The sequence below is a fragment of the Indolivaga capnocytophagoides DSM 22835 genome, assembly GCF_000426485.1.
Taxonomy (GTDB): domain Bacteria; phylum Bacteroidota; class Bacteroidia; order Bacteroidales; family Dysgonomonadaceae; genus Dysgonomonas_A; species Dysgonomonas_A capnocytophagoides.
Map to the genome: position 1 here is coordinate 1 of NZ_AUFL01000015.1, position 12,240 is coordinate 12,240.

Below are 12,240 nucleotides of genomic sequence, written 5' to 3' on the forward strand. Positions count from 1 at the left end.
GCTTTGTTTTTCATTTTGCCTTGATGCAAAACGAAACAAAAGATCAAGACTGCGTCTCCAACCCGACCCGCTCAGCTATCGAAAGCTAAGACAAATAAACATGATTATCGCTGATATCCATTTGTCTTTTAACCCTTTCTTCGTGCAGCGGGTACCCCGGGCTTCCGCCGAGGTCGAGAGCCTGACGGGGTCACAGACCCTTTTGTAGGCTGACGCAAGCAAAGGTGTGCGTTAGCCGGGGCGCATACAGGGGTGAAGCCGTAATCTGACCAGTGAAACGGGCATTAAAACTAAATGCTGTTTGAGCTCATAGAGCGAGTTTTATTTAGTTTCGCCCGTGAACGTTGTCAGATAGGCAGAGCCTCGCAGCGCCAAAGACCTTTTGGTTCCTTTAGGGGCTTTAGCCAAAAGGAACACAAGCAATCTATGATTGCGCATAGTAAATAGCATAATATTAAAGAACATTTTATCAATCTAACTACTGATTGGCATCAATAATTGATATATATATATATATAATTTTAAATTATCAAGAGTATACAGGGATAAATAAGTAACAATAAAAAAGGATAATTTCGGTGTAACCTTTGTTACCTTTTAAAGTTAATAATGAACTTACAGCTATATGAAGTCTTATTTTTAAGATATGTCAATAAACTGTTAATAACTGTTGATAGTTTTATAAAAAATAAAATTGCATATATCAAAGTTATACTTGTATAGAATATCTATCTCTAAAGACAAAATTATTTAGCAAAAATCTTTATTTAAAATATCATCGAGTTATCAACAATAATTAACAATGAATATAAAAAATACTTTTCAACCGCTTACTTTATTAACAACAGTACAATAAAGTTTGTAAATAACATATAATCAAATAAAAAATAAATAATATTTTTGTTGATAAACGTATAGTAAGGCATAGTTAGGATTTTAATAACTCAAAAAACAAGAAATAAGAAGAAAAAAAATAAACACTATTAACAGCCTATTATTACTACCATATAGTTTTTTTGATTTTAAATAAATAAATAATACATAATATCAATTGTGAATAACTCTTTTTAATTAGATCGTACTATGAAAAAATTGCTTTTTGTATATATCCTATTTGTTGGTTTATTTAATATGAATGCTCAGAATTCTTCTAATCCTAAATTCAACGTACCTGAGCAGTATACTTTAGTTGCACCTGAAGATTATACAAAATACGAATCTCAGTTGATGCAGACTATTGATTGGTATTTATGGAGATCTATGGCTTTTGATGCAGATAAAAGAAAGTCAGCAAATGAGTTCTTTATAAAATGGGTAACAGGCAGTCCTACTGTTACTGTAGATATTCATACCGATATAGTAAATTTTGTGGATACTGCTCCTGAACTCCTTATACCTTTCACAATGGGATGGGTAAAGTATTCGATAGATAATAATTACTCAAAAGATAGGATAAAAGCTTGTAGTGCAGGCATTAGAACAGCTGTAGATTATTATAATAAAAACCGCAGTTTTTTCACGAAAAATGAAAATATTGAGAAATATGATAAGATGAAAGAAGATAAACTCGAAAAATATATAAATAAAATATTTGCTTCTATTAAGTAATAGAAGTATTTAACAGCACCTTTAAAAGTGATAACTTATGCTTGCAAAGTCGTGAGAAACGTCTTCCCAAAGCCTGTTATAAACTAAAAATATATTAATGAATAAAAGTATTTACTTAATTATTAGATATACAATGAAGAAATTTTTTTTATCACTTACGTTATGTTCTTTTATATTTGTATCCTGTAACAACTCAAACAACACTATGGTAAAAGCTGAATATTCGGGTGAAGATATAAGAAGTTCTGTGAGTATAAACAGAAATAAAGATTCTAAAGAGGCCTTTTTTAGAATAAGTATAGATGGTCAATGGATTCTTTATTCGGGTAAGTCGGTTGATGAGATTGATTTTTCTAAACCTTTATTAGAAGGAGAGGGTAGTGGTACATTTCCTTTACATGTAAAGGATACTTCGCGTACTTATTTTCAGGTAGTGACGAAAAAAGGAAAAGCTATTCTGGCTGAAGAACATCTGCCTATGTCCGGAGGATATAATTTCAGGGATTTAGGAGGTATTAAAACGGAAAACGGTAAATATGTTAAATGGGGTAAAATATTCAGGTCTGATGATTTACATAATCTCACTGATGCCGACCTTATTTATCTAAGCAATATACCTTTGGTATCTATTGTTGATTTTCGTTCTAAGGAAGAAATAGAAAGAGGGCCCGATAAAGTACCTGCATCAGTGAAAGAAGATTATGCTTTATCTATATCTCCCGGTAATTTGCTGGCAGCTGCGAGCTTGGATAAGTTAACTGTACAACAGGCTGATAGTGCTATGAAGGACATAAACAGATTACTCGTTACTGATGTTGAATCCATCAAACAATACAAAACGATGTTTGATTTGCTGCAGAATAATGACAATGTTCCGCTTATGTTTCATTGCTCGGCGGGTAAAGATCGTACAGGGATGGGAGCTGCTCTGATATTGTCTGCATTAGGGGTAGGAGAGGACATCATTTTTGCTAATTATATGGAGTCTAATAAATATCTGGCTGATAAATATGCTAAATATATAGCAGAAAAACCTCAATTAAAGCCTTTATTTGAAGTTAAACCCGAATTTCTGAAGGCAGGGTTCGATCAGATTAAAAAAGACCATGGAAGCGTCGAAAATTATCTTGCCAATGTATTAATGGTGGATATATCGAAAATGCGTGATATATATTTATATTGATTTTATGATATCTAATTATTACAAATATATTATATCATTTTTGTATTAAATGAAAATATATACACTTATATATCAGAAACCTTTACGAGTAAAAACATATTCGTCTCTTGTAGCATTATTCGAAGATAATACTGTCGAACAGCTTGGCGTGAGTAAATATAAATTAGACCGATTTGATTTCGACAGTACATATTATGTAAGTACAAAAGTTATTATTACACGTTCGGTTCCTTTATCATCGGGTGATGTAAGACGAAAAAATCAGGTAAAATAAGCGATATGAAAGAGTAGGAGAGAGTATGAAGAAAAATAAGTATCTTTGCTGCTCTAATATAAAAAAAAATAGAATTAAATAATGGCTCTTCAGTGCGGTATAGTAGGACTTCCTAATGTAGGAAAGTCAACTCTTTTCAATTGTTTGTCGAATGCAAAAGCTCAATCGGCGAATTTCCCTTTTTGTACAATCGAACCTAATGTAGGGGTAATAACTGTTCCCGATGAACGTTTGAATAAACTGGCGGAACTAGTTAAGCCTAACCGTATTGTACCTACTACCGTAGAGATAGTTGATATAGCAGGTCTTGTAAAAGGAGCCAGTAAAGGCGAAGGACTTGGAAATAAATTTTTGGCAAACATACGTGAAACCGATGCTATTTTGCATGTTCTTCGTTGTTTCGATGACGATAATATTACCCATGTTGATGGCAGTATAAATCCGGTACGTGACAAAGAAATTATAGATATTGAACTTCAACTGAAAGATCTTGAAACTGTTACTTCCCGTATTCAGAAAGTAGAAAAGCAGGCTAAAACAGGTGGAGACAAAGATGCTAAGAGAGCATACGATATTCTTTTACAGTTCAAAGAAGCTCTTGAACAAGGTAAATCGGCTCGTACTGTGACTTTTGAAAGTAAAGAGGATCAGAAAATAGCTAAAGAACTGTATCTGCTTACTTACAAACCGGTTCTTTATGTATGTAATGTCGATGAAGCCAGTGCCACTACAGGCAACAAATATGTAGATCAGGTAAAAGAAGCTGTTAAAGATGAAGATGCTGATATACTTATAGTTGCTGCTAAAATTGAATCTGAGATAGCTGAATTTGAATCGTATGAAGAGCGTCAGATGTTCCTTTCAGAAATAGGTTTGGAAGAATCGGGTGTAGCGCGACTTATCAAGGCTGCTTACGATCTTTTGGGACTTCTTACATATTTTACCTGTGGAGTGCAGGAAGTACGTGCATGGACTTTTACTAAAGGCTTTAAGGCTCCTCAATGCGCAGGTGTTATTCATACCGATTTCGAAAAAGGATTTATCCGTGCAGAAGTTATTAAATATAACGACTTTATAACATTGGGTTCTGAGGCTGCTTGTAAAGAAGCCGGAAAAATGAATGTTGAAGGTAAAGAATATGTAGCTGAAGACGGAGATATTATGCACTTTAGATTTAATGTATAAGTCTAATTATTTAGTATAGTATTAAAAGCATTTGAGTCTGATTATAATGCTTTGATTGATATATGGGACAGTGCGGTATCTGCAACACATGACTTTCTTAGTAAAGAAGATTTTCTGTTTTATAAATCACAGTTGACGCTATATTTCAATTATGTGGATTTATATATTTATAAAGATGAAAATGATCTTATAAAAGGCTTTTTAGGTGTATCTTCTGATAAAATAGAAATGCTTTTTATTGATAATAAATACAGGAAATTAGGGATAGGGAAAACTTTGCTTCGTTTCGCCATTGATACATTGAATATTAGTAAAGTAGATGTAAATGAGGATAATAAACAAGCATTTGGATTTTATAAAAAATATGGATTCACGCAAATAGGGTATTCCGAGTTTGACTCTGAAGGTAAACCTTATCCTATTATTTTCATGGAACTAAAGTTATAAAATAGACTCTTAATTATTTATATATTTAAACAACACTTGACTTATGAAGAAAACAATTTTAGCCATGGGGCTTGTTATTGCTTGCAGTTTAGGTGCTCATGCGCAATTTGGTAAAATCAAAATTGATAAGGCTGCCAGTGCTGTATCTAAAGGTGTGAAATCTTTCACTCTGACTGATGCTGAACTGAAAGGTTATGCTGATGAATGTACTAAATGGGAAGATGAGCATAATCATTTATGTAAAACTGATGATAAGTATGAGAATACTAAAGCTTATGCTGTCCGTCTTGAAAAGATTGTAGCAAATGTTCCTGCAGATCTTATAAAAGAATATAATCTGGATATTAAAGCATATCATGTAACTGATGTAAATGCTTTTGCACGTCCTAATGGAAGTATACGTATTTTCACTCCATTGATGGATTTAATGAGTGATGATGAAGTATTGGCTGTTATCGGCCACGAAATAGGCCATGTTGTAAATAAGGATTCTAAAGATGCTTTTGTAACTGCATTAAGATCATCTGCTCTTAAAGATGCTGCAGGTGCTGTAGGAGGTAATACTGTAAGTGCATTGACTGATTCTCAGTTAGGTGACCTTGCGGAATCATTAGGAAATGCACAGTTTTCTCAAAAACAAGAAAATCAGGCTGATGCCTATGGTTTCGAATTATTGAAGAAAATGGGTAAAGATTCTTCAAATATGGCTTTATCATTAGGACAACTTCTTAAGTTACAGGAAGAAGCCGGTTCACCTGAAAATAGCAAATTCAATAAGTTATTTTCGAGTCACCCCGATCTTAAAAAACGTATAGAGACTTTGAATAAGAAAAAGTAAAGTCACATAATTTTTTGAAATAAGAAACGAGGACAATTGTCCTCGTTTCTTATCTTAAGGTTTCATACCTTTTTATTATTTATTTCAAATATCCGATAGGATGATTTATTATCAGCGATTGATTTTCGTTAAGTTTCAATGCTTTTGTAAGTTCCTCACGGTTCATCTGAGCGCGTGGTTTTGTACCCAGTCCCATTCCTGCGCAATACAGAGAAATATTCTGAGAAACAATGCCTGCATCTACTTTTCCCATATTTGTTCTGTGTTCCATTGTATTATAAGCAGATGTTTTGTATTTTGATGCATCTGCTACCAGATATAATATGCACGCTGGTTCAGCACCTTCTTTTCTCCCTCCTGCAAGACTGCGGTAATCACCTTCTGCTACAAGTTCTAAATTATTGTTTGCAGCATCGTATTTATAAACAGCTTTTGGTAATGATACGTAGATATCTATATCCTGGCTGTTTTGAGCCGAAGGAGCGGTCTTTTTACCGTTTTCCCTATTAATACCATTGGCAGCCCATAAAAGGTTCGATAAATCGCTTAAATTAAGTTCTTTTTCGATATATGCCATATTTGATTGTCTCAAGGCGAATGTTTCCATTATAGAAGTACCTCCAGTTTTGGCAGGAACATTCAGTTTTATATCCTGTGCCTGTAATGCAAAGCATATACTTAGTGCAGCTAAAGAGCTGTAAATGTATTTCATATTCAAATAATTATAATCAGACAGCTTTTTCTACTGTATTTAAAAATGCTTTCCTATGTTCGTCTGTCCCTAATGAGGTATTGTCGTTATTTAACCAGGTAACATTATTGATACCTACCGAGTTGAGCATATTTGGAATAAATACATTTTCAATAGAATTTTTGAATAGTTCTGTTGCACCTTGCGATGTAGAAATTACGGTTCCTTTGCTTATACTCAATAGAGGAGTCCATCCGTTTTCGTAATTATAGGCGAAATTAACCAGTAATACTTTATCGAAAAACCCTTTTAATATGGCAGGAGCTGTACCCCACCATATAGGAAATATGAATATTATCTCGTCTGTTTTTTTCAGAATATCCTGATATTTATGTACTAAAGGATCAAGAGCCTCTCCTTTATTGAAAACAGCTAATTCGGCTTCTGTAAGGTTAGCATTGAAATTATCTTTCTGAAGGTCTATTACTTCATATGCTTTATTATCCTTAGTTAGTTTTGTAGTGATTGTATCTAATATTGCTTTATTGAAACTACCATGCCAAGGATGGCTGAATACTATTGTTACCATATATATTTTATTTATATTTTATGAGTTCTATATAAAGTTATTTATAATGTTTCGTAGTAACAAAAAAAGGCTGTAATTATCTTTACGGCCTTCTGTTATTTTATGGAAAATTAAGAATTTTAGCGAGATTCTTTTAGTACCATATCTATTGTGATTGCTGTCGAAACTACCACTATTTTATCATTATTTTCCTGATACTCTTCGTTGATAGATACATTATATTTATCGGCTGTAGTAAATACTTCTTTCATTGCTCCGGCCCATTTTTTACTGATAGAACCTATCGCTGATTGATCAGGGGCGGATATAACAAAATTCCAACCTTTCCAGTCACCTTTTATCTGTGCTATTTGATTGCGGTTTGCATCCATAATATGGAATGTAGGCTTTAAGAACGACCATTTTTGTTTGATCAGCCCTAATGTTTGATGATGTCCGTCTAATACTACTATTTCAGACATAAAGAATGTCCATCCTCTTTTAATCACAGCAATTGTATTGCCTTCCATATCTACTATCTCAAGTAAAAATGGAAGCATTGCTTTATTCAGAATAAGGCGCAACATTTTATGGCCTGTGGATATTCTTTGTCTGATAAAACCTATCTGTGTACCTTCTTGATTGAATACTTTATATTCGGCTTCGAATTTGAAAAAATTTACTTTTTGATCAATGAAATATTCATTAGTTTCAAAAAATTTTGGAATATTATTACTCATAAATATGATTATAGTTGTTCAATAATTTAGCAAATGTATAAAATTTACCCGGCAATATTAATTTTTATACCTAATTCCTGTACTTTTATACCTATTTCACGTAATTTTTCTACAGGTATTTTTTCTAATTTTTTTTCAGGAGTTTCTCTGTCTATTGTATAAATCATAACTTCCTTTGGTTGTGTTTGCTTAATAATATCTACCCATGCATCTATTTCTACGTTGGTAGTATTATCAATATGTTTTCCGTTGTGTGTTCCTTTCAGAAACATTGTTTGAAGGATAAAGTTTCCATCAAATTTTTTGAATAGCTCAATTTGCTTTTCGATGCTATAACTGGGAGCTGCAGGCTGATCTATCAACCGTACTGTTTCTATAAAAGCCGAATCGAGTTTTAATATATTATTATCAACCTTTTTCAAGGCATCGAAAACCTTTTCTTTACCCATATGCATAGCATTACTCAAAACACTTATTTTGGCTTCCGGATACAGCTTGTTTCTTAATGCAATGGTATCGTCTATAATTTCTGCAAAATGAGGGTGGAGGGTTGGTTCTCCATTTCCCGCAAATGTAATAACATCTATGGCTATGTTTTCTGCTTTTAACTGATGTAGTTTATGATCAAGAGCAGCTTTTACCTGTTCACGAGAGGGCAGGGGAGTTTTGGTTCTTCCATCTTTATTGTAACCGCATTCGCAATATATACAATCGAATGAACATACTTTCCCATCAAAAGGCAGTAGGTTCAAACCCAATGAACTGCCTAATCTCCGGCTGTGTATGGGACCAAATACAATTTGGTCGAATAATATAGTTGACATGATATAAGCCTTATATTTTATTTTTTGTAAAGTTATAAACTTATTTCGTTATATAATCCAGTTTATACCATACATGATAGCTACATATCTGGCAAATTTACCTGCAAACATAGTAGCATTTACTATATAAATGTTTGCTCTCATATAACCCAATGCCACTGCTATTAGATCTCCTACTACGGGCAAAAAACTAAAAAATGCCATTCCGGCTCCTTTGCCTTCAAGCCAATTTTGGATTTTATCTATTTTGTCTTTTTTTACTTTGAGGTATTTTTCTATCCATTCTGTTTTACCTAGTTTACCTAAGTAATAATTAGTCATACCTCCTGCCCAATTTCCTACAGATGCCACTATAACGCATGTCCAAGGATCTAATCCTGCAGCTATAAGCGCAGTAAATACAACTTCTGAACCCAATGGCAATATGGTTGCAGCAAGAAAACTGGCTAAGAACAGGCCTATATATCCATATTCTGTAAATCCTTCTAACATATTTGTAGTTTCCTATTTTGAATTATTATATATATGGATAACAATATAATGCTTATTAAAGTTATATATATACTGTATTTTTGCAGGAATGTACCTGTAAATTCTACAGTAACTTTGCCCGATTGATTGACAGGTATTTCTACAAAACCGTTTTTACTTTTCGTTACTTCTATATTCGCATTATTTATCGTGGCAGTATATCCTTTATAGTATGTAAGAGGCAGTTCCAGTACATCTTTACTTATAGGATTTACATTAAACTCTATTTTCCCTCTATTTCTTTTTATCTTATTTATAGAAGTATCGGTATTTTCTTTTTTTATAATTTCCCCTCTTTTTTCTATAGATGTGGTGGTAAGTGTAATAGGAAGATATTCTAAGTTATCAGCATATCCTAAAAAATAATTGTTACTCAATGATCTTTCAGGCAGGTTCACTATTCCATATTTTGCATAATTAAATATGTTCCAACTACTTAAAAATATAGATGTTAATATTAATATTAAGAAGATGGGTATGATTAGAATGTTTCTGGTATTTAATCTGATTACCTTAGATAAATAGTAACTACCGGCTATTGCCAATATAAAACTTGAAAATTCGTATATTCTGAATAAAAATTGAATGCGGCTGAATATATAGTTGTTATATAAAAATTGAGGTAAAAAATCGAATGTATATAAAGTCAAAACAAGTCCTGCTATTGCTAAATAGTCTATGTACTTTGTTATTTTGTCGGATTTTCTTATAAAAAACCTGCATAAGAAGGGTAGTGTTATTGTTAAACCTATTGCAGGCAGAAATGACTTTTCTTTTCCTAAACTGAAAAATACTTTGAAAATATCATCAGTGTTGACTCTCGAAAAGGGATAATTCGTGAATATTTCGAAATTGAAAGAGTTCGATATTGTTTGTTCTAAGAATGGTAATATAAAATATGACGATAATAATATACTTATAGAAATTGAAATAATTATATAATATATTCTGAAAGGTTCTTTTTTTAAATATTTGAATGATAGTATTATATATATAAATATTAGTATACTGATAAGTATAGTAGATAATATGTGTGTTAGCACGAATAATGAATATCCTATCGATAGGATGTACCATTTTTTATAATTTCCTCTTAATATTTCATATAAACCATAAAATATTAAAGGCAAAAAAGTAAATGTAACAGCTTCAGCTATTGCCGATCGTTCGAAATATCCTTGAAGCCTATAGAGGCAAAAAGTATATATTATTGCTGATAAATATGCTGTGAGCTTATCTTTAAATATCTTATTTATACATAAGTAAGTAAATAAACCGGTAAGTATTGTATATGTGAAGCACATGATCTGATACGCTATTATATAGCCTGTATATTTACTTATAAAGGCAAAAGGTATCAATGTAAAATTCGGATAAAATAAATTTGTAGCATATCCATAATTACCTATAGCTTCATAATCAATATATACCGGAAAATTTCCATTTGTAATAGCTTTTGATAGTGATATAAATCTATTATAATGGAATGATGCGTCATGCCCGACACTTACCAAATCGAATACAGAAAATCGGTACATAACGAACATAGTAATCAGCACAAGTACTGATATAAATAACCAAAAATGATTTTTTTCTATGTATGTTTTGATATTCATAGGTTATTTATAAGTTTTCCTATTCTGAATTATTACATATATAGACAACAATATACTACTTACCAGAGTTATGTATATACTGTATTTTTGCAGGAATGTACCTGTAAATTTTACAGTCACTTTGCCCGATTGATTAACAGGTATTTCCACAAAGCCGTTTTTACTTTTTGTCACTTCGATGTTTGCATTATTTATCGTAGCTGTATATCCCTTATAATAGGTGAGAGGGAGTTCTATATTGTCTTTTTCTGATAGTTTTATGTCGAATATTGTTGTTTCTCTTTTTCTTTGAATATTTGTTATAATCGTTTTTTCTTTTCTTTTTTTCAGAACATTACCTCTTTTTTCTATGGATGAGAGAGTAACCGGAACTGGTAAATATTCCAGTTTATCTCCTAGTCCTAAGCAATAATTATTGTCTTGTGTTCCAACAGGCTTATTTCGTCCAAAAGGTGTATATATCTGTAAGTTTGTATATTGTATGAATTTTGTGGAATTTATAGATATCATCATCACTATCATAAAAAGATAGGTTATAAATAGGGCAATAGTCTTTTTCTCTCGTTGTATCATTAACGAAATATAATAACCGCCGCCTAATGCTAGTCCAAAGCTGATGAATTCAAAATAACGCCATAAGAATTGAATTTTTGCAAAGAAATAGTTTGGGTATAACTCATTTGGCAATATATCAGAACAAATGAACAGTAGTATTGTAGAAATTATAACAATAGCGTCTATATTCTTTATTTTTTCAGAATTCGTTTTTATAAAAAATCTCAGGAATACAGCAAAAGTAAGAGTGGCACCTATTGAAGGTAAAAATTTATAAGTATTAATACTCATAGTCGATAATAAAAACATTCCTGAAACTATATCCTGTAGAGATAAACGAATGAAATCTTCATTTTCAAGTATATTTATATTGAATGTATCATTCTGTAATTGTTCCAATAGAGGAAATAAAAAATAGGCTGATAATAAGACTGTTGATATTCCGATAACTGCCAGATATACTATCCGTTTCGGCTCTTTAATAAATGATTTTATATAGATAATAAGTATTAAAATAACAATGGATGCAGCCAGTACAGTAGAGAGCATATGAGTAAGAGCGAATAAACTACATGAGATAGTGAATATGTACCATTTTTTATAATCACCTTTTATTATTTCATACAAACCCCATACTAGCAGTGGTACAAAAGTAAAAGTAAGAGCTTCGGCTATTGAGCTTCGTTCGAACATTGATACAATTCTGTAAAAACAAAAAGTATATAAGATAGCTGTTATGTATCCCGCTATTTTGCTATCAGTCAGTTTTTTTGCAGATATAAAAGTAAATATACCGCATAGAAAGGTCATGCTAAACAGCATAAGTTGGTAAGCATAAAATACTCCAATGAATCTACCTGTAAAAGCAAATATGCTAAAGATAAGATCGGGGTAGAATAAATTAGTGGCATAACCATATTGGTTTGGATTGGCAAAATCTATATAATTAGGAAAATTATTATTTATGATGGATTCATAAATTGTGTAGAACCTATTATATTGAAATATAGCATCATGTCCTGGTGTTATACATCCTTCTACACTATATCTATAGCATAAGAATGCAGATAAGACAGTCAGTACTGATACAAATATCCAAAAATGATTTTTTTCTTTACGTGCAATTTTCCCTAGATACGTTTGAATATTCATAAATAATTAATATACAGTATTTTATATT

13 protein-coding genes are annotated in these 12,240 nt (G+C 31.8%); 6 read left to right on the top strand and 7 right to left on the bottom strand.

Annotation, left to right across the window (positions count from 1 at the left end; translation table 11 throughout):
- Positions 1-1,083 precede the first annotated feature (1,083 nt).
- The 6 genes from K322_RS0108885 (at position 1,084) to K322_RS0108910 (ending at position 5,535) form a co-directional block, all read left to right on the top strand.
- A complete protein-coding gene (locus K322_RS0108885) occupies positions 1,084-1,608 on the top strand; it encodes a hypothetical protein (RefSeq protein WP_026626572.1) in 525 nt (174 codons plus the stop codon).
- 205 nt (positions 1,609-1,813) lie between these two features.
- Complete coding sequence (locus tag K322_RS0108890; RefSeq protein ID WP_260203775.1) at positions 1,814-2,791, top strand: tyrosine-protein phosphatase; 978 nt, start codon at positions 1,814-1,816, stop codon at positions 2,789-2,791.
- 49 nt (positions 2,792-2,840) lie between these two features.
- Complete coding sequence (locus K322_RS0108895; RefSeq protein ID WP_026626574.1) at positions 2,841-3,065, top strand: hypothetical protein; 225 nt, start codon at positions 2,841-2,843, stop codon at positions 3,063-3,065.
- Positions 3,066-3,146: 81 nt separating this feature from the next.
- Positions 3,147-4,250 carry a redox-regulated ATPase YchF gene (ychF, locus tag K322_RS0108900; RefSeq protein WP_026626575.1) on the top strand — a complete coding sequence of 368 codons (1,104 nt, stop codon included), beginning with the start codon at positions 3,147-3,149 and terminating at the stop codon, positions 4,248-4,250.
- A gap of 51 nt (positions 4,251-4,301) precedes the next feature.
- Positions 4,302-4,697: a GNAT family N-acetyltransferase gene (locus K322_RS0108905; protein WP_260203776.1), complete on the top strand. Its 396-nt coding sequence runs from the start codon at positions 4,302-4,304 to the stop codon at positions 4,695-4,697.
- Positions 4,698-4,740: 43 nt separating this feature from the next.
- On the top strand, positions 4,741-5,535 hold the full coding sequence (locus tag K322_RS0108910) for a M48 family metalloprotease (RefSeq protein ID WP_026626577.1): 795 nt from the start codon (positions 4,741-4,743) through the stop codon (positions 5,533-5,535).
- 79 nt (positions 5,536-5,614) lie between these two features.
- On the opposite strand, the gene K322_RS0108915 is transcribed toward K322_RS0108910, so the two are convergent.
- From K322_RS0108915 to K322_RS0108945, 7 genes are all read right to left on the bottom strand, one after another.
- A complete protein-coding gene (locus K322_RS0108915; protein WP_026626578.1) occupies positions 5,615-6,247 on the bottom strand; it encodes a SagB/ThcOx family dehydrogenase in 633 nt (210 codons plus the stop codon).
- Between the two features lie 16 nt (positions 6,248-6,263).
- Positions 6,264-6,815 (bottom strand): NAD(P)H-dependent oxidoreductase, encoded by a 552-nt coding sequence (locus tag K322_RS0108920; protein WP_026626579.1) that lies wholly within the window; start codon positions 6,813-6,815, stop codon positions 6,264-6,266.
- Positions 6,816-6,934: 119 nt separating this feature from the next.
- Complete coding sequence (locus K322_RS0108925; protein ID WP_026626580.1) at positions 6,935-7,534, bottom strand: LURP-one-related/scramblase family protein; 600 nt, start codon at positions 7,532-7,534, stop codon at positions 6,935-6,937.
- A 44-nt stretch (positions 7,535-7,578) separates the two neighbouring features.
- Positions 7,579-8,358, bottom strand: a complete 780-nt coding sequence (locus K322_RS0108930; RefSeq protein ID WP_026626581.1) for a radical SAM protein — start codon at positions 8,356-8,358, stop codon at positions 7,579-7,581.
- A 48-nt stretch (positions 8,359-8,406) separates the two neighbouring features.
- The gene (locus K322_RS0108935) at positions 8,407-8,850 is read right to left on the bottom strand and encodes a YqaA family protein (RefSeq protein WP_026626582.1); all 444 of its coding nucleotides are present in this window, start codon (positions 8,848-8,850) and stop codon (positions 8,407-8,409) included.
- Positions 8,844-10,427, bottom strand: coding sequence for a hypothetical protein (locus K322_RS0108940; protein WP_221407005.1), 1,584 nt, complete (start codon positions 10,425-10,427; stop codon positions 8,844-8,846). The genes K322_RS0108935 and K322_RS0108940 overlap by 7 nt, the downstream gene beginning before the upstream one ends.
- An 81-nt stretch (positions 10,428-10,508) precedes the next feature.
- On the bottom strand, positions 10,509-12,212 hold the full coding sequence (locus K322_RS0108945; RefSeq protein ID WP_026626584.1) for a glycosyltransferase family protein: 1,704 nt from the start codon (positions 12,210-12,212) through the stop codon (positions 10,509-10,511).
- Between the last annotated feature and the right edge of the window lie 28 nt (positions 12,213-12,240).

Excerpts from the sequence above, each read along its gene's own strand:
- K322_RS0108885 (WP_026626572.1), top strand. The coding sequence starts at position 1,084 with ATGAAAAAATTGCTTTTTGTATATATCCTATTTGTTGGTTTATTTAAT.
- K322_RS0108890 (WP_260203775.1), top strand. The coding sequence starts at position 1,814 with ATGGTAAAAGCTGAATATTCGGGTGAAGATATAAGAAGTTCTGTGAGT.
- K322_RS0108895 (WP_026626574.1), top strand. The coding sequence starts at position 2,841 with ATGAAAATATATACACTTATATATCAGAAACCTTTACGAGTAAAAACA.
- ychF (WP_026626575.1), top strand. The coding sequence starts at position 3,147 with ATGGCTCTTCAGTGCGGTATAGTAGGACTTCCTAATGTAGGAAAGTCA.
- K322_RS0108910 (WP_026626577.1), top strand. The coding sequence starts at position 4,741 with ATGAAGAAAACAATTTTAGCCATGGGGCTTGTTATTGCTTGCAGTTTA.
- K322_RS0108915 (WP_026626578.1), bottom strand. The coding sequence starts at position 6,247 with ATGAAATACATTTACAGCTCTTTAGCTGCACTAAGTATATGCTTTGCA.
- K322_RS0108920 (WP_026626579.1), bottom strand. The coding sequence starts at position 6,815 with ATGGTAACAATAGTATTCAGCCATCCTTGGCATGGTAGTTTCAATAAA.
- K322_RS0108925 (WP_026626580.1), bottom strand. The coding sequence starts at position 7,534 with ATGAGTAATAATATTCCAAAATTTTTTGAAACTAATGAATATTTCATT.
- K322_RS0108930 (WP_026626581.1), bottom strand. The coding sequence starts at position 8,358 with ATGTCAACTATATTATTCGACCAAATTGTATTTGGTCCCATACACAGC.
- K322_RS0108935 (WP_026626582.1), bottom strand. The coding sequence starts at position 8,850 with ATGTTAGAAGGATTTACAGAATATGGATATATAGGCCTGTTCTTAGCC.
- K322_RS0108940 (WP_221407005.1), bottom strand. The coding sequence starts at position 10,427 with ATGTACCGATTTTCTGTATTCGATTTGGTAAGTGTCGGGCATGACGCA.
- K322_RS0108945 (WP_026626584.1), bottom strand. The coding sequence starts at position 12,212 with ATGAATATTCAAACGTATCTAGGGAAAATTGCACGTAAAGAAAAAAAT.